Annotated in this window: 18 protein-coding genes; 12 read left to right on the top strand and 6 right to left on the bottom strand. The window is 73.9% G+C overall.

The features are described 5' to 3' along the window. The first annotated feature begins 26 nt into the window (after nucleotides 1-26). Both ACQP2P_RS12320 and ACQP2P_RS12315 read left to right on the top strand, forming a co-directional pair. Complete coding sequence (locus tag ACQP2P_RS12320) at nucleotides 27-311, top strand: acyl carrier protein (RefSeq protein ID WP_433615680.1); 285 nt, start codon at nucleotides 27-29, stop codon at nucleotides 309-311. Next, nucleotides 308-1,069, top strand: a complete 762-nt coding sequence (locus tag ACQP2P_RS12315; protein ID WP_433615678.1) for a 2-hydroxy-acid oxidase — start codon at nucleotides 308-310, stop codon at nucleotides 1,067-1,069. The genes ACQP2P_RS12320 and ACQP2P_RS12315 overlap by 4 nt, the downstream gene beginning before the upstream one ends. Here ACQP2P_RS12315 and ACQP2P_RS12310 read toward each other — a convergent pair. From ACQP2P_RS12310 to ACQP2P_RS12300, 3 genes are read right to left on the bottom strand one after another with little or no spacing between them, the layout of a single operon-like run. After that, nucleotides 1,050-1,658: a 4'-phosphopantetheinyl transferase family protein gene (locus tag ACQP2P_RS12310; protein WP_433615676.1), complete on the bottom strand. Its 609-nt coding sequence runs from the start codon at nucleotides 1,656-1,658 to the stop codon at nucleotides 1,050-1,052. The two genes, ACQP2P_RS12315 and ACQP2P_RS12310, sit on opposite strands and share 20 nt — an antisense overlap. Beyond that, nucleotides 1,655-2,893, bottom strand: a complete 1,239-nt coding sequence (locus ACQP2P_RS12305; protein ID WP_433615674.1) for a PLP-dependent aminotransferase family protein — start codon at nucleotides 2,891-2,893, stop codon at nucleotides 1,655-1,657. Before ACQP2P_RS12305 ends, ACQP2P_RS12310 begins: the two co-directional genes overlap by 4 nt. Continuing rightward, nucleotides 2,893-4,011 (bottom strand): alpha-hydroxy acid oxidase, encoded by a 1,119-nt coding sequence (locus ACQP2P_RS12300; RefSeq protein ID WP_433615673.1) that lies wholly within the window; start codon nucleotides 4,009-4,011, stop codon nucleotides 2,893-2,895. Before ACQP2P_RS12300 ends, ACQP2P_RS12305 begins: the two co-directional genes overlap by 1 nt. A 68-nt stretch (nucleotides 4,012-4,079) precedes the next feature. On the opposite strand from ACQP2P_RS12300, the gene ACQP2P_RS12295 reads away from it, so the two are divergent. The 4 genes from ACQP2P_RS12295 (at nucleotide 4,080) to ACQP2P_RS12280 (ending at nucleotide 8,193) form a co-directional block, all read left to right on the top strand. Then, nucleotides 4,080-4,670: a GDSL-type esterase/lipase family protein gene (locus ACQP2P_RS12295; RefSeq protein ID WP_433615671.1), complete on the top strand. Its 591-nt coding sequence runs from the start codon at nucleotides 4,080-4,082 to the stop codon at nucleotides 4,668-4,670. After that, a complete protein-coding gene (locus tag ACQP2P_RS12290; protein ID WP_433615669.1) occupies nucleotides 4,670-5,605 on the top strand; it encodes an alpha/beta hydrolase in 936 nt (311 codons plus the stop codon). The genes ACQP2P_RS12295 and ACQP2P_RS12290 overlap by 1 nt, the downstream gene beginning before the upstream one ends. Before the next feature lie 103 nt (nucleotides 5,606-5,708). After that, nucleotides 5,709-7,556 carry a glycosyltransferase gene (locus tag ACQP2P_RS12285; RefSeq protein ID WP_433615667.1) on the top strand — a complete coding sequence of 616 codons (1,848 nt, stop codon included), beginning with the start codon at nucleotides 5,709-5,711 and terminating at the stop codon, nucleotides 7,554-7,556. Nucleotides 7,557-7,566: 10 nt separating this feature from the next. Then, entirely contained in the window at nucleotides 7,567-8,193 is a 627-nt protein-coding gene (locus ACQP2P_RS12280; protein WP_433086155.1) for a class I SAM-dependent methyltransferase, read from the top strand. Nucleotides 8,194-8,205: 12 nt separating this feature from the next. On the opposite strand, the gene ACQP2P_RS12275 is transcribed toward ACQP2P_RS12280, so the two are convergent. The 3 genes from ACQP2P_RS12275 to ACQP2P_RS12265 are packed head-to-tail and all read right to left on the bottom strand — an operon-like array spanning nucleotide 8,206 to nucleotide 10,619. Further along, on the bottom strand, nucleotides 8,206-9,006 hold the full coding sequence (locus ACQP2P_RS12275; RefSeq protein WP_433615664.1) for an AfsR/SARP family transcriptional regulator: 801 nt from the start codon (nucleotides 9,004-9,006) through the stop codon (nucleotides 8,206-8,208). A gap of 6 nt (nucleotides 9,007-9,012) precedes the next feature. After that, a complete protein-coding gene (locus ACQP2P_RS12270) occupies nucleotides 9,013-9,663 on the bottom strand; it encodes a polysaccharide deacetylase family protein (protein ID WP_433615662.1) in 651 nt (216 codons plus the stop codon). Next, the gene (locus tag ACQP2P_RS12265; protein WP_433615660.1) at nucleotides 9,660-10,619 is read right to left on the bottom strand and encodes a glycosyltransferase; all 960 of its coding nucleotides are present in this window, start codon (nucleotides 10,617-10,619) and stop codon (nucleotides 9,660-9,662) included. The genes ACQP2P_RS12270 and ACQP2P_RS12265 overlap by 4 nt, the downstream gene beginning before the upstream one ends. 276 nt (nucleotides 10,620-10,895) lie before the next feature. Here ACQP2P_RS12265 and ACQP2P_RS12260 point away from each other — a divergent pair, with 276 nt between their 5' ends. Genes ACQP2P_RS12260 through ACQP2P_RS12235 form a run of 6 tightly spaced genes read left to right on the top strand, consistent with a single transcriptional unit; the run spans nucleotide 10,896 to nucleotide 17,241 of the window. Next, a complete protein-coding gene (locus tag ACQP2P_RS12260) occupies nucleotides 10,896-12,206 on the top strand; it encodes an aspartate aminotransferase family protein (RefSeq protein ID WP_433619110.1) in 1,311 nt (436 codons plus the stop codon). Then, the gene (locus ACQP2P_RS12255; protein ID WP_433615659.1) at nucleotides 12,200-13,210 is read left to right on the top strand and encodes an NAD-dependent epimerase/dehydratase family protein; all 1,011 of its coding nucleotides are present in this window, start codon (nucleotides 12,200-12,202) and stop codon (nucleotides 13,208-13,210) included. The genes ACQP2P_RS12260 and ACQP2P_RS12255 overlap by 7 nt, the downstream gene beginning before the upstream one ends. Continuing rightward, nucleotides 13,210-14,148: a UbiA prenyltransferase family protein gene (locus tag ACQP2P_RS12250; protein WP_433615657.1), complete on the top strand. Its 939-nt coding sequence runs from the start codon at nucleotides 13,210-13,212 to the stop codon at nucleotides 14,146-14,148. Before ACQP2P_RS12255 ends, ACQP2P_RS12250 begins: the two co-directional genes overlap by 1 nt. Continuing rightward, nucleotides 14,145-15,161, top strand: a complete 1,017-nt coding sequence (locus ACQP2P_RS12245) for a glycosyltransferase family 2 protein (protein WP_433615655.1) — start codon at nucleotides 14,145-14,147, stop codon at nucleotides 15,159-15,161. Before ACQP2P_RS12250 ends, ACQP2P_RS12245 begins: the two co-directional genes overlap by 4 nt. Then, a complete protein-coding gene (locus ACQP2P_RS12240; RefSeq protein WP_433615654.1) occupies nucleotides 15,158-16,174 on the top strand; it encodes a glycosyltransferase family 2 protein in 1,017 nt (338 codons plus the stop codon). Before ACQP2P_RS12245 ends, ACQP2P_RS12240 begins: the two co-directional genes overlap by 4 nt. Then, nucleotides 16,171-17,241: an endonuclease/exonuclease/phosphatase family protein gene (locus ACQP2P_RS12235; RefSeq protein WP_433615652.1), complete on the top strand. Its 1,071-nt coding sequence runs from the start codon at nucleotides 16,171-16,173 to the stop codon at nucleotides 17,239-17,241. Before ACQP2P_RS12240 ends, ACQP2P_RS12235 begins: the two co-directional genes overlap by 4 nt. The last annotated feature ends 1,195 nt before the right edge of the window (nucleotides 17,242-18,436 follow it).

Genomic DNA, 18,436 nt, shown 5'->3' with positions numbered 1-18,436 from the left:
TCAGCCCGCACTCTGGAGGAACTGCCGTGTCCGACACCACGACCATCGATCCGGTCCTGCGCGAGCACGTCGTGGAGACGATCTGCGCCCTGCTGCCCCGCGTGCTCAAGCGGGAGGTGCCCGACGCGTCCGAGGGCACCACGCTCATGGACGACCTGGGCATGAGCTCGACGACCGGCCTGGAGCTGGTGCTGGAGCTGGAGGACCGCCTGGAGCGGGAGATCAGCGTCGAGGACCTGGGCCGCGACGACTTCGAGACGGTCGGGACGCTCGCGAGCTACGTCGCGGGCAACCTGCTGGACGAGGAGTGAGCCCGGCCTGGGGTCTGCGGCGCGCGGTGGCGCGGCGGTTCCGCGAGCCGGCCGCGCAGGCCGGCGACCCGGGGCACGCCGCGCGCCTGGCGACCTACCTCGGCGACCTGCTGGAGCCGTACGCGCTGGGCGCGCCGGGCGGCATGGCGGGCGGGCAGTCCTACGGCGAGATGGCCGCGGCGCTGCTGCCGGACGAGCCGGTGGACGCGCTCGTGCTCGCGTACGACATCCCCGACGTCGAGCCGGGCCGCGCGACGGCGACCTGGCTCAGCCACGTGTGCCCGGGCGGCCCGATGGCCCTGTCCGTCTCGGACCAAGGCCGCGCGGGGGCGCACACCGCGCTGCGGCTGCTGCGCGACTACGCCGGGTCGGGCACGTACGAGCGGGCGCTGCTCGTCGTGGCCGAGCAGTCGGCGCTGCCGTACGAGCCGGGCGTGCCCGCCGAGGTGCCGGCCGAGCACTGCGCGGTCGCCCTGCACCTGGGTCCGTCCACTGTGGAGGTGGCGCGGCCGCGAATCGTGCGCGGGGCCGGCCCGCACGACGTGGTGGACCTGCTCGGCGAGGCCGGCGGCGCGACGGTCGTGCTGGGCGGGCACCTCGCGGGCGTCGGGGTGAAGGCGGACCGGGTCGTGCTCGCCGATCCCGCGCAGCCGATGACGGGCGTCTGGGAGGCCCTCGCGTCGGTGGACGGTCCCGCGGTGGTCGCGGACTTCGACCCGGCGCTGGGGTACCTCTGCGTCAGTGCCTTCGGATGCTGAACGGTTCCGGGCCGGCGAGCGCGACCGCGGCCCGGAATCCCTCCGGCGCCTCGAGGTCGGCGAGGGTGTAGCCGGTGCCGTCGTGGGTGACGGCCGGCGGCGGGTCCCCGGCCACGGGCAGCCGCAGGCCGCGGGTGAGCCGGTCCCCGGCCGCCTTCACCACCGCCTCCTTGCGCGCCCACAGCAGCGCGAAGGCCTCCGCCCCGCGCGCGGCGACGAGCTCGGCCTCGGCGGGCGGGAAGAACCGGCGCGCCATCGCCGCGTAGTCGAGCCCGGCGACCGCGTCCTGCAGGTCCACGCCGACGGGCCGCGCGGGCGTGACCGCGATCGCCGCCCACTCCCCCGCGTGCGACAGGTTCACCTGGCACGCTTCGCCGGCCAGGTGCGGCTTGCCGTTGGGGCCGCGGCTCCAGCGCACCGGGCCGACCCGCGGTTCGAGGATCCGGCGCAGGGCCGAGTGCGCGGCGTCGAAGCGCCGGCGGTCCTCGGCCCGGCCCAGCGCGTCGCGTCGCCGCAGCTCGTGGGCGTCCAGTGCGGACTCGAACGGGGCGCGGGTGTCGACCAGCCAGACGTCGACGACCGCGCTCACCGCAGCAGCAGGGCGGCCAGGCGCCGCACGCCCTCCTCGATCCTGGCCGGCTCCAGCGCGCTGCAGGACAGCCGCAGCGCCCGCTCGCCACCGCCGCCGACGTAGAAGAAGCGCATCGGGGTCCAGAGCACGCCGTAGTCCTGGGCCGAGCGCTCCAGCAGCTCCCCGGACGCGTCGGCGGGCACGTCGCAGACGACGAAGAAGCCGCCGCTCGGGCTGTTCCAGCGCACCGGGGTGCCCGCGAAGTGGCGCTCCAGCGCGGCCAGGAGCGTGCGCAGGTTGTTGCGGTAGAACGCGATCTTCGCCTGGTTCACGGCGCGCAGGCTGAAGCCGGCGTCGATGAGCATGCCGCCGACGACCGCCTGGGACAGCGCCGAGGTGTTGACGGTGAGCATGCTCTTCACCGTCGAGAGCTCCTCGGCGAGCAGGGTGTGCCGGCCGGCGGCGTCGACGACGGGCTGGTCGGCGACGAGGTAGCCGAGGCGGGCGCCGGGGAAGTAGGACTTGGCGAAGGAGCCGAGGTAGATGACCCGCTGGTCGCTGTCGAGGCTCTTGAGGGTGGGGCGGGGCTCGTCGTCGAGGCCGAACAGCCCGTAGGGGTCGTCCTCGAGGATCAGCAGGTCCTCGTCGGCGGCCGCGGCCAGCAGGGCCCGCCGCACCGGCACGGGCAGGGAGACGCCGGAGGGGTTGGCGAAGTTCGGCACCAGGTACAGCGCGCGCGGGTTCTTGCCCCGGGCCCGGGTGGCGGCGGCGACCTCCCGCACGGTCCCGGGCCGCAGCCCGTCGGGCGACTCCGGCACGCCGACGACCTCGACGCCGAGGATGCGCGCCGCGCCGGTCAGCCCGACGTAGCACGGCTCGGCCGCGAGCACCACGTCGTCCGGGCCGGCGCACAGGCCGCGCAGGGCGATGACCATCGCCTCCTGGCAGCCGGTCGTGACCATCACCGCCGCCGCCGGGACCTGGATGTGCTCGTCCACCTCGAGCATCCGGGCGATGAGGTCGCCGATGTGGCCGTTCGTCCGCCCGTACTGCATGAGCACCGGCCGGTTGGCCCGGAACGCCTGCAGGTGCTTGTCGGCGTCGGACGGCGTGTGGAAGTCGTCGAACGGGCGCCCGGCGGCCAGCGAGATCGCCTCGGGATAGCGCCCGGCGACCTCGTTGAGGAAGTTCATGGACGCCGACACCGGGTCGACGACCGAGGTGTGCAGCTGCTCGCGGGACAACACCACCATCAGGCGCCTCCTGTGCGCACGAGCGAACGGTCGAGGGCGTCCAGCGCCGGGCGGCCGGACAGCACCATGGCGTGCTCCAGTTCCCCGGTCATCGCGCGCAGGACCCCGGCCACGCCGTCGGCGCCGCCGGCCGCGAGGCCCCACAGCGGCGGCCGGCCCAGCAGCACCATCCGGGCGCCGAGCGCGAGCGCGGCGAGGGCGTCGGCGCCGCGGCGGACCCCGCCGTCGAAGAGCACCGGGAGCCGGTCGCCGACGGCGTCGACGACCTCGGTGAGCGCGTCGAGGCTCGCCACGGCGCCGTCGAGCTGGCGGCCGCCGTGGTTGGACACCACGATCGCGTCGGCGCCGTGCTCGGCCGCCAGCGCGGCGTCCTCGGCGGTCAGGATGCCCTTGAGCACCAGCGGCAGCCGGGTGCAGGAGCGCAGCCAGGCAAGGTCGGACCAGGTCAGCGTCGGGTCGAACGCGTCCGCGGTGTGCGTGGCGATCGCGGAGCGGCCGGCGTCGCGCTCGTGCGCGGAGGCCATCACGGCCGGGTCGATGTTGACCGCGGCGACCCCGCCGCCGATGGCGAAGCCGTTGCGCATGTCGCGCCAGCGGCGGCCCATGCGGGGCACGTCGACGGTGAGCATGAGGGCGCCGTAGCCGGCCCGCTCGGCCCGCTCGGCGAGGGCGCGCATGACGTCGCGGCGGCGCAGCCAGTACAGCTGCAGCCACAGCCCGGACGTGGACGCCTCGGCGACGTCCTCGACGGTGCGGCTGGCGAACATGCCCACGACGAACAGCGCCCCGGCCGCGCCCGCCCCACGCGCGGTCGCGACCTCTCCCTCGGGGTCCACGAGCCGGTGGTAGGCGGTGGGGGCGACGCCGATCGGGGTCGCGTACCGCGTCCCGAACAGCGAGACGCGGGTGTCGGCATCCGGGATCCCGGCGAGCATCCGCGGGCGCAGCCGGACCCGGTCGAAGGCCCGCAGGTTGGCCGCCAGGGTGCGCTCGTCCTCGGCGCCGCCCTCGATGAAGTCCCACACGTCCGGTTCGGCGATCCGCTCGGCGCTGTGCCGGTAATCCGAGGCGGTGAGCAGCGGGGTGAGCAGTGGCGGCCCGCTTCGCACTCGTGTCACCGGCGGGGCCTCATAGGCGGTAGCCTATCGGTACCCCCGTCCGCTCCTCCATGAGCCGAAAGGCCTACATGGCACCGGAATATTCCCCTTGGCGGCGTTACTGCGCGCTCGGCGACAGCGTGGTCGAGCAGCCCGGTGGCTTCGCCGAGCTGGTGCGCGACGCGCTGGAGCCGGACGCGTTCGTCAACCTCGGCGTGCGCAACCTGCGCGCGGCCGAGGTCCGCGACGCGCAACTTCCACGGGCCCTCGCGTTCGCGCCGGACCTGGCGATGGTGGTGTGCGGCGCGAACGACGCCATGCGGCCCGGCTACGAGGCCCGCGCGGACGAGGTCGACGCGGCGTTCGCGGGGATCGTCGAGCCGCTGCAGCGCGCGGGCGCGACCGTCATCACGGTCTCGGTCTTCGTCATGGCCGAGTACCCGAAGATGCCGGCCTGGCTCGGGACGGGCTTCGCGCGGCGGATGGCGCTGCTCGCGCGGCGCACCAACGCGCTCGCGGCCCGGCTCGGCACCGTGCACGCCGACCTGTCGCACCACCCGGCGATCGCCGCCGGGGAGGTCCTCACCGGCGAGGACGGGCTGCACGGCAACGCCTACAGCCATAGGATCGCCGCGGCGGCGGTGCTCGGCCGCCTCGCGCGTCTGGAGGAGTCCCGCTGATGCCGCTCGACCCGCAGGTGCAGGCCATGCGCGACGCCAAGGAGCGCGACGCGGTGGCGCCGCTCTACACGATGAGCCTGGACGCCGCCCGCGTCGCCGACCTCGCCTCGATCCGGGCCGCCGGCGGCCGCCCCGAGCCGGTCCACGAGGTCACCGAGCACTGGATCGAGGGACCCGGCGGCCGGCTGGTGGTCCGCGTCTACCGCCCCAGCGCCGCCCGGGACCTGCCGGTGCTCATGTACTGCTTCGGCGGCGGCTGGGTCCTCGGCACCGTCGACACCGCCGACGGCATCGCCCGCGGCCTGGCCAACGCGGCCGGGTGCATCGTGGCCGTGCCCGGCTACCGGCTCGCGCCCGAGCACCCGTTCCCGGCCGCGGTCGAGGACTGCTGGGCCGCGACCGAGTGGGTGGTCGCCAACGCGGCCGCGCTCGGCGCCGACCCGGCCCGCGTGGCCGTCGGCGGCGACAGCGCGGGCGGCAACCTCGCCGCGGGCATCACCCTCATGGCGCGGGAGGCGGGCGGCCCGGCCCTCGCCGGTCAGCTGCTGGTCTACCCGAACACCGACCAGACCGCCGACGACGAGTCGATGCGCGCCAACGACGACACCTACCTGTTCAACCGCCACTCGGTGGCCTGGTATCGCGAGCACTACCTCGCCGACCCCGACGACGCCCACCACCCGCTCGCCTCGCCGCTGCAGGCCGAGAGCCTCGCGGGGCTGCCGCCGGCGCTGGTCATCACCGCGGAGTACGACCCGCTGCGGGACCAGGGCGAGCGGTATGCGGCCCGGCTGGCCCAGGAGGGCGTGCCGGTGGCGGTGACCCGCTACGAGGGCATGATCCACGGGTTCTTCGCCATGGCCGGCTCGCTCGAGGCCGGCAAGGTCGCTCGGGCCCAGGCCGCGAAGCAGCTGCGGGTGTGGTTCGAGGGGTGACCCGCGGCGGGCCGCTCGGGCCGGACCGCCGCACCCGGGGCGCACGCTGCGTAGTCAAGGTCGCGTCGAGGTCCGGTCGATGTGGCGCCGATAGCGTCGGGCCGTGCGCGTCTCAGTCATCATCGCCAACTTCGACAAGGAACGGTCGCTCGCCGCGTGCCTCGACGCGGTGTTCGCGCAGACGGTGCCGCCGGCCGAGGTCATCGTCGTCGACGACGCGAGCACCGACGCGTCGCCGGCCATCGCCGCGCGGTACGACATCCGGCTCCTGCGCCTCGCGGTCAACCGCGGCGTGTCGCACGCGCGCAACCGGGGCGCCGAGCTGGCGACCGGGGACGTGCTGATGTTCGTCGACTCCGACGTCGCGCCGGCGCCCGACGCGCTGGCGAACGCGGTCGGGGAGCTCGAGCGGCACCCGTCCTGCGGCGTCGTGCAGGGCATCTACGCGGACCGGCCGATGTTCCCCGGCGGCGGGCCGGTCGCTGCGTACAAGACGCGGGCCGAGCACCACTGGCGCAGCCGCCGCGCGGGGGTCGCCGACGCCACGCTCTTCGCGATCACCGCCGTGCGCCGCGAGGCCTGGGCGGCCGTCGGCGGCTTCGACGAGGCGCTGCGCGACGCCGAGGACGTCGAGTGGGGCACCCGCCTGCCGGACGTGTGGCAGATCCGGATGAGCGCGGCGGTGGTCGGGTTCCACGACGACACCGACCGCCTGGTGCCGTACCTGCGGGAGGTGTTCCGCCGGGCCCGCACGTACGCGACGACGATCTCCGCCCCGTCCGTGCGCCGGCGCCGCGGGATCGACGTGGCCGCGGTCGCCACGATGACCTCGGCCGCGGCCGTGCCGCCCCTGACCCTGCTGGCGTGGTGGCGGCCCGTCCTCGGCTTCGCGCCGGTCCTGGCGCTGCTGGGCTTCCTGGTGCTCGACCGGTCCGTGCTGCGCTACGGCCCCTCGTTCGTGCTGATCCGGTGGCTCACCCACGTCGTCGAGTTCGCCGGCATGGCTTTGGGCACCCGCCGCCTGCACCAGGCGTTCACGGCCCTGTTCGGGGTCGCCCTGGCCGTGGGGCTGGTGCTGTTCCTCGGCGCGCAGGACTGGGCCCCGGCCCGCGACCTGGCCGGGCACCTCGGCGTCGCGCGCGTCGCGGGCGTCCTCGGCCTGGCCGCGCTGCTCAACGCCGCCGGCCTGGTCCTCGGCCTCGTCTCCTGGCGCGCGCTCTTCGCCGACCTGGGCGCGCGGGTGAGCGGGTGGACGTCGAGCCGGCTGTTCTTCGTGGGCTTCCTGACGAAGTTCCTGCCGGGCCGGTTCATCGCCCTGCCGGTCCTGCTGCGCATGGGCCGCGAGGTGGACGTCGGGCCCGTGCGCCTGGCCGGCCTGTTCGTCCTGAGCTGGGGCGTGGTCGCGCTGACCGGCCTGACCGTGGGGATCGCCGCGGGGCCGGGCCTGGCCGGCGGGCGCTTCGGCTGGCTGCTGCTGGCCGCCGTCCCCGTCGCGGCGCTGCTGGTCCGTCCCGCCCTGTTCAACACGGTCCTCGGGTTCGCCTCGCGGGTGCTGCGCCGGCCGCCGCCGGAGGTGCTCGCGTCCGAGCGCGGCATGCGCCGGGCGGTGGCCGCGCAGACGCTGTCGTGGATCGTGTCGGGCCACCACCTGTGGCTGCTGGCGGTGGTGGCGGGCGCGCCCCCGGCCTCGTCGTACCTGCTGTGCATCGGCGGCTTCGCCGCGGGCGCGGTCGCGGGCGTGGTGGTGCTCGTGGCGCCGGACGGCCTGGGCGTGCGCGAGGCGGTGGTCATGGTCGGCCTGGTGACGGTGCTGCCGTTCTCGGTGGCCACGTCGGTGGTCCTGGCCAGCCGCCTGGTCTGCTCCCTGAGCGAAATGCTGGTCGGCGCGGGCGGCCTCGTGACCGCCGAGCTGATGCACCGCCGCCGGCCCGCCCTGAACGTCCCCACGTAGAGGAGTCCCCGTGCTCAACGCCGTGCTGGCCCGCGTGTCGCGTCTGCTGCGCACCCCGGTCGAGCGCTACATCCGCCCCAACCCGCGCATCAACTCGATCGTCTGGGACCTGCAGTACAAGCTGGGTTTCTGGCGCTACCTCGACCGCCTCAGCGACGGCGAGATGCCGCTCGCGCTGGTCGAGACCTGGGCCCCGCATCCGACGATCCTCGACCTCGGCTGCGGCAGCAGCGCCAACATGCCCCTGCCCGCGGGCCGCTACCGCCACTACCACGGCGTCGACGTGAGCCGGGCCGCGATCGCCCAGGCCCGCCGCCTCGGCCGGCCGCACACGTCGTTCGAGGTCGCCGACATCCGCACGTTCACGACGGCCGAGCGCTACGACGCGATCCTGCTCCGCGAGGTGCTGTACTACCTCACCCCGCAGGAGGCCCGGGACCTGCTGCTGCGCCTGCCCGGGCTGCTCAGCGACCGGGGGCGGGTCGTGGTGCAGATCCACTCGGTCGAGCAGGCGCGGGACGTGGTCGAGCTCGTGCGCGGCTGCGGTGTGCCGGTCGACCGCGAGGTCCCGGCCCGGCTCGGCGACGGGCCGTCCGGCGCGTTCCTGGTGCTCAAGGCGCCCGTCGTCAAAGCCTGACCCGGCGTGCGCTCAGGCCGGGATCCGGCTGTTCCACCACGGGCGCACGCCCACCGGCTCGCTGCGCAGCAGGCGGCGGTGCAGGTCCTGCAGCTGGTGGCCCGGCTCCACGCCGAGCCGGTCCGCCAGCGTCACGCGCGCGTCCTGGAAGGCGGTCAGCGCCTCCGCGCGGCGGGAGGACTGGCCCAGGGCCACCAGCAGCAGCTCCCACAGGCGCTCGCGCATCGGCTGCTCGGCCAGCATCCAGCGCAGCTCCGAGACCAGGTTCTCGTCGTCGCCGAGCAGCAGCCGCACGCCGGCGATCTCCTCGAGCACGTCCTGGTGCAGCTCCACGAGCCGGGTCCGCTCGCCGAGGGCGAGGGGGCCCGTCGCCTCGTGCAGGGGCGGGCCGCTCCAGCGGGCCACGGCGGACTGGAACGAGGCGAGGGCGTCGGGCAGGCGACCGGCCGCCCGGGCGGTGCGCGCCCGGCGGATGTCCTGCTCGAACAGGTTGACGTCGATGGCGGACGTGGGCAGCACGAGCGTGTAGCCGGGGCGGGTCGAGCACAGGACCGTCGCGCGGGAGGGCTTCTCCCGCACCGGCTCCAGGGCGCGGCGCAGCCGGCCGATGTAGGTGTGGACCATGTTCTCCACGGACGTGGGCCGGCGCGGTCCCCAGACGGCGTCGACGACCTGCGCCACCGACATCACCATGCCGGAGCGCAGGGCCAGCACGGCCAGCACCTCCCGCTGCCGCGGCGTGCCCAGGTACAGCGCGGCGGGACCGCGCCGGGCCCGGACGGGACCTAACAGCGAGATCGCAAGATCAGACACAGCCGCTCACCCCAAGGTCGCGAAGGTCAGGCCCCGCGCGCGCAGGCGCGGGAGCACATGGGCGAGCGCGGCGACGGTCTGGGACCGGTCGCCGCCCCCGTCGTGGCAGAGCATGATGTGGCCCGGGCGGCTGCGGGACAGCACGCGCTCGATGTGCGCGGTGCCGGGGCTGCGCCAGTCGCTCGGGTTGACGGTCCAGTCGACGGGGGTGAGGCGGTGGCGGGCCGCGGCGCGCAGCACCGCCGGTGACCAGTTCCCCGAGGGGGCGCGGAAGACCCGCGGTACGACTCCCGTCGCCTCCGCGATCGCGTCCTGGGCGCCGGCGATCTCGTCCTCGATCGAGCCGGGGGTGAGCCCCGCGAACGGGTGCGGGTGCGTCATCGAGTGGTTGCCCAGCACGTGGCCGGCGTCGGCGACGCGGCGCGCGAGGTCGGGGCGCTCCCGGACGCGGTCGCCGATGAGGAAGAAGGTGGCCCGGATGTCGTGGCGGGCCAGCAGGTCCAGCAGCGGCGGGGTCCACTCGGGGTGAGGCCCGTCGTCGACGGTCAGCGCGACCGCGCGCCCCTCGACGCGGAAGACGGGGCCCAGCCGCGGCCGCAGCACGCCCAGCGCCCGGGCCGCGAACCACGCGTAGTGCAGCACCACCGCCGGTTTCATGCGGGCCCCAGCAACGGCGACGGGCGCAGCGCGCCGACGAGCGCGCCGGCCAGCACGGACCAGACGACCAGCAGGTGTACGGCGAAGAAGTACACCGCGAAGGCGGGTCCCCGCTGCCGCAGCACGAACCGCAGCAGCCCCGGATCGGCCACGGCGAACCCGAGCAACGCCAGCAGCGGCGCCCAGGCCCAGAGCACGGCGAGCGGCAGGGCCACCGCGGTCAGGCCGGCGAGGCCGACCGTGGCGGCGGAGTTCGCCCGGATGCCGGCCGGGCCGCGCTCGTGCCGGGCGACCGGCACGAGCAGCTGCGAGCGGCGGAACTGCTTGCGCAGCAGCGCGAGGAGCCGGCTGTCGTCGTCGTGCCGGCACACCATCGCGGGGCTGAGCACGATCCCGAGCCGGGCCGGCATCCGGTCGCCGACCTCGACGTCCTCGGACGCGCGCAGCCGCTCGTCGAAGCCGCCGACCTCGTCGAAGACCGACCGGCGGATCGCGCACACCGCGAAGAGGGTGGTGCGCACGCGCCCGGCGTGCTTGAGCCGCCAGTAGTGGCCGTGCAGCAGGCGGTACGCCTCGACCGGGCCGTCGTCGAAGAGCGGCCGCAGCGAGTAGATGCCGTGCACGCAGGCGACGTCGGGCTCGTCGCGCATGATGCGCAGGGCCACGGCGAGCGCGTCGGGCTCGGGGGCGCAGTCGGCGTCGAGGAAGAACAGGACGTCGCCGCGGCTGGCGCGGATGCCGGCGTTGCGCGCCGCGGCCGGGCCGCGGTTCTCGGGCTGTTCGACGACGGTGGCGCCGAAGGCGCGGGCGATCTCGCGGGTGCCGTCGGTGGAGCAGTCGTCGACGACGATCACCTCGGCGACCGGCTCCCGCTGGGCGCGGACGGCGGCGAGGCAGGCCCCGAGGGTCTGTGCGCTGTCGAAGGCGGGCACGATGACCGACACATCCGGTCGCATGATCAGAACTCCTTTTTAGAACAAAAGGACATTCACGCTCATGGCTGCATTGCCGAACCCAAAGTATCGGCCCGATCACGACCCGGGCAAGCGTTGCGGTGGGTAGTCCAGATCGGGTACAGGGTCGATTCAGGAACGATTCCGATCCCGTCGAGGTGCCGTCAGTACGGTCGCGGCATGTCCAACCTGATAGGTCTGCGGGAGTGCGAGCGGCTCACCGTCCGCGAGACGCACGAGCTCTACCGCCGCTACGTGAACGCCAGCCAGGTGAGCCTGATGACGTCGTTCGGGTTCGGCCGGGAATTGGTCGACCGGGCCGAGGGCGCATACCTCGAGCAGCGTGACGGGCGCCGCATCCTCGACCTCACCGGGGGCGTCGGCGTGCTCAACCACGGGCACAACCATCCGCGCATTCTCGCCGCCCGGCGCCACTTCGCCGAGCAGCGGCGCATGGAGGTGCACAAGACGTACTTCTCGCCCTATCTGGCCGCGCTCGGGCACAACCTCGCCCAACTCCTGCCGGGCGACCTGAACATGTCCTTTCTGCCGAACTCGGGCGCCGAGGCGGTGGAAGGCGCGGTGAAGCTGGCGTACAAGTACCATGGCGGGCGGCGCGGCACCATCCTGCGCGCGGATATCGGATTTCACGGAAAACTCCTCGGCTCCGGCGGGCTGACCGGGCAGCCGCACTTCGATTTCCCGACAATCCCGGGAATCGCGACATTCACCTACGGCGACGTCGATTCGGTGCGGGCCGCGATTCGCGAGCACGCCGGCGACGTCTACGCGTTGATCGTCGAGCCGTTCAGCGCCTCGACGATGTCGTGGTGCGACGAGGGGTTCCTGCGTGAGGTGCGCCGGCTGTGCACCGAGCACGAGATCGTGCTGATCTTCGACGAGATCTACACCGGCTGGGGAAAGACCGGCGAGCTGTTCTCTTTCATGCGGTACGACGGACTCGTCCCGGACGTGCTCACCACCTCGAAGGCGTTCGGCGGCGGCAAGTCGTCGATCTCCGCGTTCGTCGCCCGGGAGAAGATCTTCCGCAAGGCCTACGACAATCTCGGCGACGCCCTGCTGCAGTCGACCAGCACGACGTACTACGGCTTCGGCGAGGAGTGCGCGACCGCGATCGAGGCGATCAACGTCGTGGTCGAGGACGACTACCCGGCCCGGGCGCGCGCGATCGGGCGGGTGCTCGAGCCCGGGCTGCAGGGGCTGGCGAAGCGGTACCCCGACGCGGTGAGCCACGTCGCCGGGGCGGGCGCGCTGTGGGGCGTGTTCATCGACGGCGGCCCGGCGCTGCTGGACCTCGTGGCGAGGCTCGCGCCCGGCGGGATGAACAAGGACCCGCGGTTCAAGACGAAGCTCATCACGTGCGCGGTGATCAACGCGCTCTACCGCGATCACGACATCTTCGCGTACTACACCCTCAACGGCCGCAATCCCCTGGTGCTCGGCCCGTCGCTGGTCACCGACCTCGACGACGTCCAGCGCGGGGTGGACGCGCTGGGTGAGGTGCTCGACCAGGGCCTCACCCGCCTGGTGACCCGGTTCATCGCCCAGAAGGTCGGGACCCTGTGGTAACCGTCGTCACCGGCGCCGCCGGCATGCTCGGATCCCGGCTCGTGCAGCGGCTGCGCGCCGACGGCCACGACGTGCGCGGGGTGGACCTGCGGCCCGCCCCGACCGTGACGCTCGTCGGTGACGTGCGCGACCCGGCCGCCATGGCCGCCGCGGCCGCCGGCGCCGACGCGCTCGTGCACTGCGCCGCGGCCCTGCCCAGCTACCCGGCCGACGAGATCCGCTCGATCATCGTCGGCGGCACCACCAACGTCCTGGACGCGGCCGCGGCCGCCCGGGTGCCGAGGGTCGTCCACGTGTCCTCGACGGCCGTCTACGGGCTGCCCACGCTCGTGCCGACGCCGGAGTCGCACCCGCGCAGCCCCGTCGACACCTACAGCCGGGCGAAGGCCGCGGCCGAGGAGGTCGCCGAGCGCCACCGCGCCGAGGGGATGTGCCTGGCCGTGCTGCGCCCGAAGACGTTCCTCGGGCCGGGCCGGATGGGCCTGTTCGCGATGCTGTTCGAGTGGGCCGAGGAGGGGCGCAACTTCCCGGTGCTGGGCCGCGGCGACGTGCGCATCCAGATGTTCGCCGTCGAGGACCTCGTCGACGCGGTGGTGACCGTGCTCGGCGCGCCGGCGGACGCCGCGAACGACACGTACAACCTCGCCGCCGCCGAGTTCGGGACGCTGCGCGAGGACTTCCAGGCGGTGCTCGACGCGGCCGGGCACGGCAAACGGGTCGTGTCCGTGCCCGCCCGGCCGGCGCTGCTGGCGCTGCAGGGCCTGCAGCGCATGAAACTTTCCCCGGTGTACGGGCGGCTGCTGCACAAGCTCATGGCGGACTCGTACGTGAGCATCGACCGGGCCCGGGAGCGGCTCGGCTTCGAGCCGCGCCAGTCCAACCGCGACGCCATCCTGGCCACCTACGCGTGGTGGCGCACGCAGAAGACGCTCGCGTCCAAGGGCCGCACCAGCCGGGACCCGTGGCGGCAGGGCGCCCTGTCCGTCGCGAGGGTCTTCTTCTGATGTCCGCCGAGGGTGCCGCCGTCGAGCTTCCCGCCGCGCCCGCCCTGGCCGGGCAGCTGGTGCGGCTGGCCCGCCCGCGCCAGTGGGCCAAGAACCTCCTCGCCGTGCCGCTGGCGCTGCTCGACGCCGGGCCGACCTGGGCCGGGGCGGCCCGGGCGGGCTGGGCGGTCGCCGTGTTCACGTGCGCGGCCGTGCTCGTCTACATCGGCAACGACATCAGCGACCGCCGCGCCGACCGGCTGCATCCGGCCAAGCGGCACCGGCCGATCGCCGCCGGGCGGATCTCGGTGCCGGTGGCGGCCGGGTTCGCGGCCGTCGTGGCGCTGCTGCTGGGCAGTCTGCTGCTGCTCGGCCCCTCCGTGCCGCCGTGGCCGGTCGCGGCGTACCTGCTCGTCAACGTCGCCTACAGCCGCTGGCTCAAGCACGCCGCGCCGCTGGACATCTGCGTCGTGGCCTCCGGGTTCGTCCTGCGGGTGCTGTACGGCTACGGCGCGGTCGGCGCCCCCGTGTCCCTGCCCCTGCTCAGCGCCGTGTTCACCGGCTGCCTCGTGCTCGTGCTCGGCAAGCGCCGCCACGAGCTCGGCACCGCCGGGCCCGAGCACCGCCCCGCCCTGGCCGGGTACACGCTGCCGCTCACCGACCAGCTGCTCGGGCTCAACCTCGCGCTCACCGCCGGCGCGTTCCTGCTGTACCTGGCCACCGAGGCGCCCGTCGACCCCTACCGGCAGGCGGTGCTCGCCGTCGCCGCGCCCGCCGGGCTCTTCGCGGCGTTCCGGTACCTGCAGGCGATCCACGTCCACCGGGCCGGCGGCGACCCGGTCCGCGCCCTGCTGCACGACCGGCTGATCGTGGCCGCCGCCTGCGTCGTGGGCCTCGTGCTCGCCGCGGCCATCGCCGCGCACCACCACCCGACCCTGCTGACCTGGATGGGACCATGACTCTCGCCCTCCCACTCGTCTCGGTCATCGTGCCGAACTACAACTACGCGGGCGCCTTGCCGCTGTGTCTGCAGGCGCTGCGCGACCAGACGTACCCGAACCTCGAGGTGATCGTCGTCGACGACTGCTCCACCGACGACTCCCCCGCGGTCGCGGCCGGGTTCGGGTTCCGCGTGCTGCGCACCCCGCGCAACGGCGGGCCGGCGGCCGCGCGCAACCTCGGCGCCGAGCACGCGAGCGGCGAGATCCTGTTCTTCGTCGACTCCGACGTCGCCGCCAAGCCCGACGCCGTGGCCAACGCCGTGCAGCTGCTGCGCTCGGACCCGGCGATCGGGGCGGTGTGCGGCAACTACGACCCGGTGCCGCTCATCCGCGACAGCCTGCTGGAGGAGTACCGGTGCCTGCAGCAGTCGTACTGGCTCATCGCCGACGAGGGCCGCATCGCCACCCTCTACACGGCGCTGCTGGCGATCCCGGCCGCCGTGTTCCGCGAGATCGGCCCGTTCAACCCGCGGCTGCGCGAGACCGAGAACGCGGACTACGGGCGGCGCCTCGCCCAGCGGTACGAGATCTGGCTCTCCCCCCGCGTCCGCGGCGTGCACGACCACGACCACGACCTCGCGACGCTCGTGCGCAAGGTGTTCGTGCGCACCGCCCTGCACATCCCGATGTTCATCCGCAAGCCCACGTTCCCGGGCGGCATCACCAGCGGCCCGCGCGCCTGGGTGAGCGTCGCCGCGCTGCTGGCGGTGCTGTCGGTCGCGCTGCCGGTGCTGCTCGGCGCGGTGCTGTGGCTGGTGCCGGCCGCGTTCCTGGCGCTGTTCGTGGCCGGGGACCTGCCGATGCACCGGTTCGTGGCGCGGTTGCGATCACCGGCCTTCCTGCTGTACTTCGTGACGATGCACTTCCTGCTGAACCTCGTGATCGCGGCGGCGGCCATCGCGGGCGTGCTCGCGTGGCTCTGGTCGGGCCGCTTCCGCAACCTGTACGAGGTGCCGGAGCTGGCGCGATGAGCGAGCCCCTCGTCTCGGTCATCGTGCCGAACTACAACTACGCCGAGTCCCTCGATCTCTGCCTGCGCTCGGTGCTCGACCAGACGTACCCCAACCTCGAGGTGCTCGTCGTGGACGACTGCTCCACCGACGACTCCGTCGCCGTCGCCGAGGGCCTGGGCGTGCGGGTGCTCAGCACCGGCGCCAACGGCGGGTGCGGCAACGCCCGCAACGTCGGCGTCGCCGCCACCAGGGGCGAGATCGTGTACTTCGTCGACTCCGACGTCAGCCTCGCCCCCGACGCCGTCGCGACCGCCGTGCGCATCCTCGGCTCCGACCCGGCGATCGGGTGCGTGTGCGGCATCGAGGACCCGGAGCCGCTGCTGCACGACACGGTCACGGCGCGCTACCGCGGGCTGCAGTACCACTACTGGTCGATCACGGCCGAGGGCGACATCACGTTCCTCTTCCCGGCCCTGTGCGCGCTGCGCCGCGACGTCTTCGACGACGTCGGCCCGTTCAACCCGGACCTGCGCCAGACCGAGGAGGTCGACTACGGCTACCGCCTCACCCGCCGCTGGCGGATGGTGCTCACCGCCGAGGTCCGCGGCCGCCACGACCACGACCACGCGCTGCGGGGCCTGCTGCGCAAGCTCTTCCACCGCGGCCGGCTGCGGGTGCCGCTCTACCTGCGCGCGCGGCGCTTCGCCTCCGGCTTCGAGACGCAGTCCCGCGCGTGGGGCAGCCTCGCCGCGGCCGCGTCCCTCGTCACCCTGCCCCTGGCGCTGCTGAACCCGTTCCTCGTGCTGCTCCCGGCGGCCCTGCTCGTGCTCTCGCTCGCCTGCGACGCCGGGATGTACGCGTTCGTCCTGCGGCGCAACGGCCCCGCGTTCCTCGGCCTGTTCGCGGCCGTGCACTTCCTCGTCAACGTCACCATCACCGCGGGGGTCGCGACCGGGGCCGTGCAGTGGCTCGGCTCGCGCGCGTTCCGCCGCCTCTACGACCGCACCTTCCCCGCCGAGGCCACGGCGTGACGACCGTCCTCGACCCCGCCCCGGCCCCGGCCGCCGCCCGGTCCCGGCCCGTGCTGCCGCTCGTGGTGGCGGCCCTGTGGCCCGCGTTCGTGCTCGCGCACCTCGTCCTCAGTGGACGGTGGTGGCTCTGGCTCGTCCCCGACATCGTCCCGCCCCTGGTGTTCACCGCCGTCCCGGTCGTGCTCGCGGCCGGGGCGGCCCCCTTCCGCCGGCTGCGCCGCCCGGTGGCCCTGCTGAGCCTGGCCGCCCTCATCCCCGGCGTGTGCATCTCGGGCTGGAACGTCGCGGCCCTGTGGACGTCACCGACCGCGCCCCCGCCCGGCGCGCTGACCGTGTTCAGCTGGAACACCGAATACTGGGACAGCGACGGCGGCCCCTTCTACCCGTTCCTGCAGCGCCAGCACGCCGACGTCTACCTGCTGCAGGAGTACCTCAACGACGGCGACATCCCCACGCCCGTCCACGACCTGGAGCGCCTGCGGGCGGCGTTCCCCGGCTACCACATCGCGGTCGCGGGCGAGCTGGTGACCGTCTCGCGGCTGCCGATCCTGCGCACCTACCCGCTGCCGGCCGACGTCCCCCTGACCGACACCGGCTGGGTGGCCGAGTTCGTGCGCGACAAGATCCTGCGCACGGACATCGACCTCGGCTCCGGCACCGTCCTGTCCGTCTACAACCTGCACCTGCCGGTCCAGCTCTCCCCCGGCCTGAGCGTGTTCGACGGCGCCTTCTGGCGCACGGTGCGCGACCAGCACGCCCAGCGCGAGCCACAGCTGCGCGCCCTGACCGCGGACGTGGACGCCAACCGGAACCCGATCCTGGTCGCGGGCGACTTCAACACCTCCCCGGCGATGGGCGACCTACGCAAGATCCCGCCGCGCCTGCACGACGCGGGCGCGCTGCTACCGCTCTACCCCGCGTCGTGGCGCGACCGCGACGGCCTGCCGCGCTGGTGGCGCCTGGACTGGGCGTACACGACCTCGGACGTGCGCGTACACTCGTACGATTTCGGCCGCACGGATGGGCAGTCCGACCACAGCTTCCAGCTCCTGCGCATCTCGGTGTGATGCTTCCCGGGCGCGCGCGGCACTCAGGGCCTGCCTCGCACGTCGCCCTGGTTATCGCCGAGCGAACCCCGCCGGCCACCCCGGCGCGCGGCGGCACTCAGGGCCTCGCCTCGGACAGCGGCACGTCGCGCTGGTACACACCGCCCGCCACTGGCGCGCGGCGACACTCAGGGGTTCGCCTCGGACAGCGGCACGTCACGCTGGTACACATCGGCGGACCCGCCGGCCTCGGTGACTACCGAGCGTTGTCGGCCTCGGGACGGCCGAGCGTTTCCGACCGCCTCGGCCTCGGGACGGCCGAGCGCTTCCGACCATCTCGGCCTCGGGACGGCCGAGCGCTTCCGACCACCTCGGCCTCGGTGACGGCCGAGCGTTTCCGACCGCCTCGGCCTCGGTCGACCGGGGAGGGCCGCGTGCACGCCACCGGACACAGCCCTGGTCATGCACCCCTTCACCGCGAGGCGAGTCAGCCACGACCCGACCATCCCGCCGAACGCCGCCAGGTCCACCACCAGCCCCGACGACAACCCGGCGTGCCCGACCACCTCGGCCACGATCCACAAGCAACCGGCCGTATACACACCGCCGAACACAGCCCTCGTAACGCACCCCACCACCGCCAGACGACTCAGCCACGACCCGGCGTACCTGACCACCTCGGCTACGATCCACCAGCAACCGGCCGTATACACACCGCCCGACAGAGCCCTCGAAACGCACCCCACCACCGTTAGGCGACTCAGCCACAACCTGACCATCCGGCCGAACGCCGCCCGGGCCGGCGCCGGCGGATCGAGTCGGGCTTTCCGTGAACGGGTGGCCGGCGGGATTGCCGCAAGGCAGAATCGCGGCGCAGGATTTTATGCAGACGCGGGCGCGAATGTTCCGGGCGGCCTGTTCCGATTGTTCGGATATGCTGGCAGGTATCGTTTCGGCGTGGTGGTCCAATTGTTCGGTGGGATCGGATGCGGGCTTCGTCGGCACGTCCTCTCCGGGGCGCAGAGCGGGAGGCGATGCGGCCGCAGCACCGGCCGGACTGTGGCGCTCACCCACCGATTGATGCGGCATTCGCCCTGGTGACGACGCCTCCGATGGTGCAGCATCGTGAATTCGGCGCAGCTTCTCCGCGTGCCGGCGCGCCAATCCCCAGTCACGCCGCCGCTGCGCCTCCTTCCGGAACGCATCCTTTCCCGGC

It is taken from the genome of Dactylosporangium sp. CA-139114, from assembly GCF_050955725.1.
In the GTDB taxonomy this organism is placed as follows: Bacteria; Actinomycetota; Actinomycetes; order Mycobacteriales; family Micromonosporaceae; genus Dactylosporangium.
Note: the sequence above shows the minus strand (reverse complement) of the source record. Positions and strands in the feature narration are given on the sequence as shown.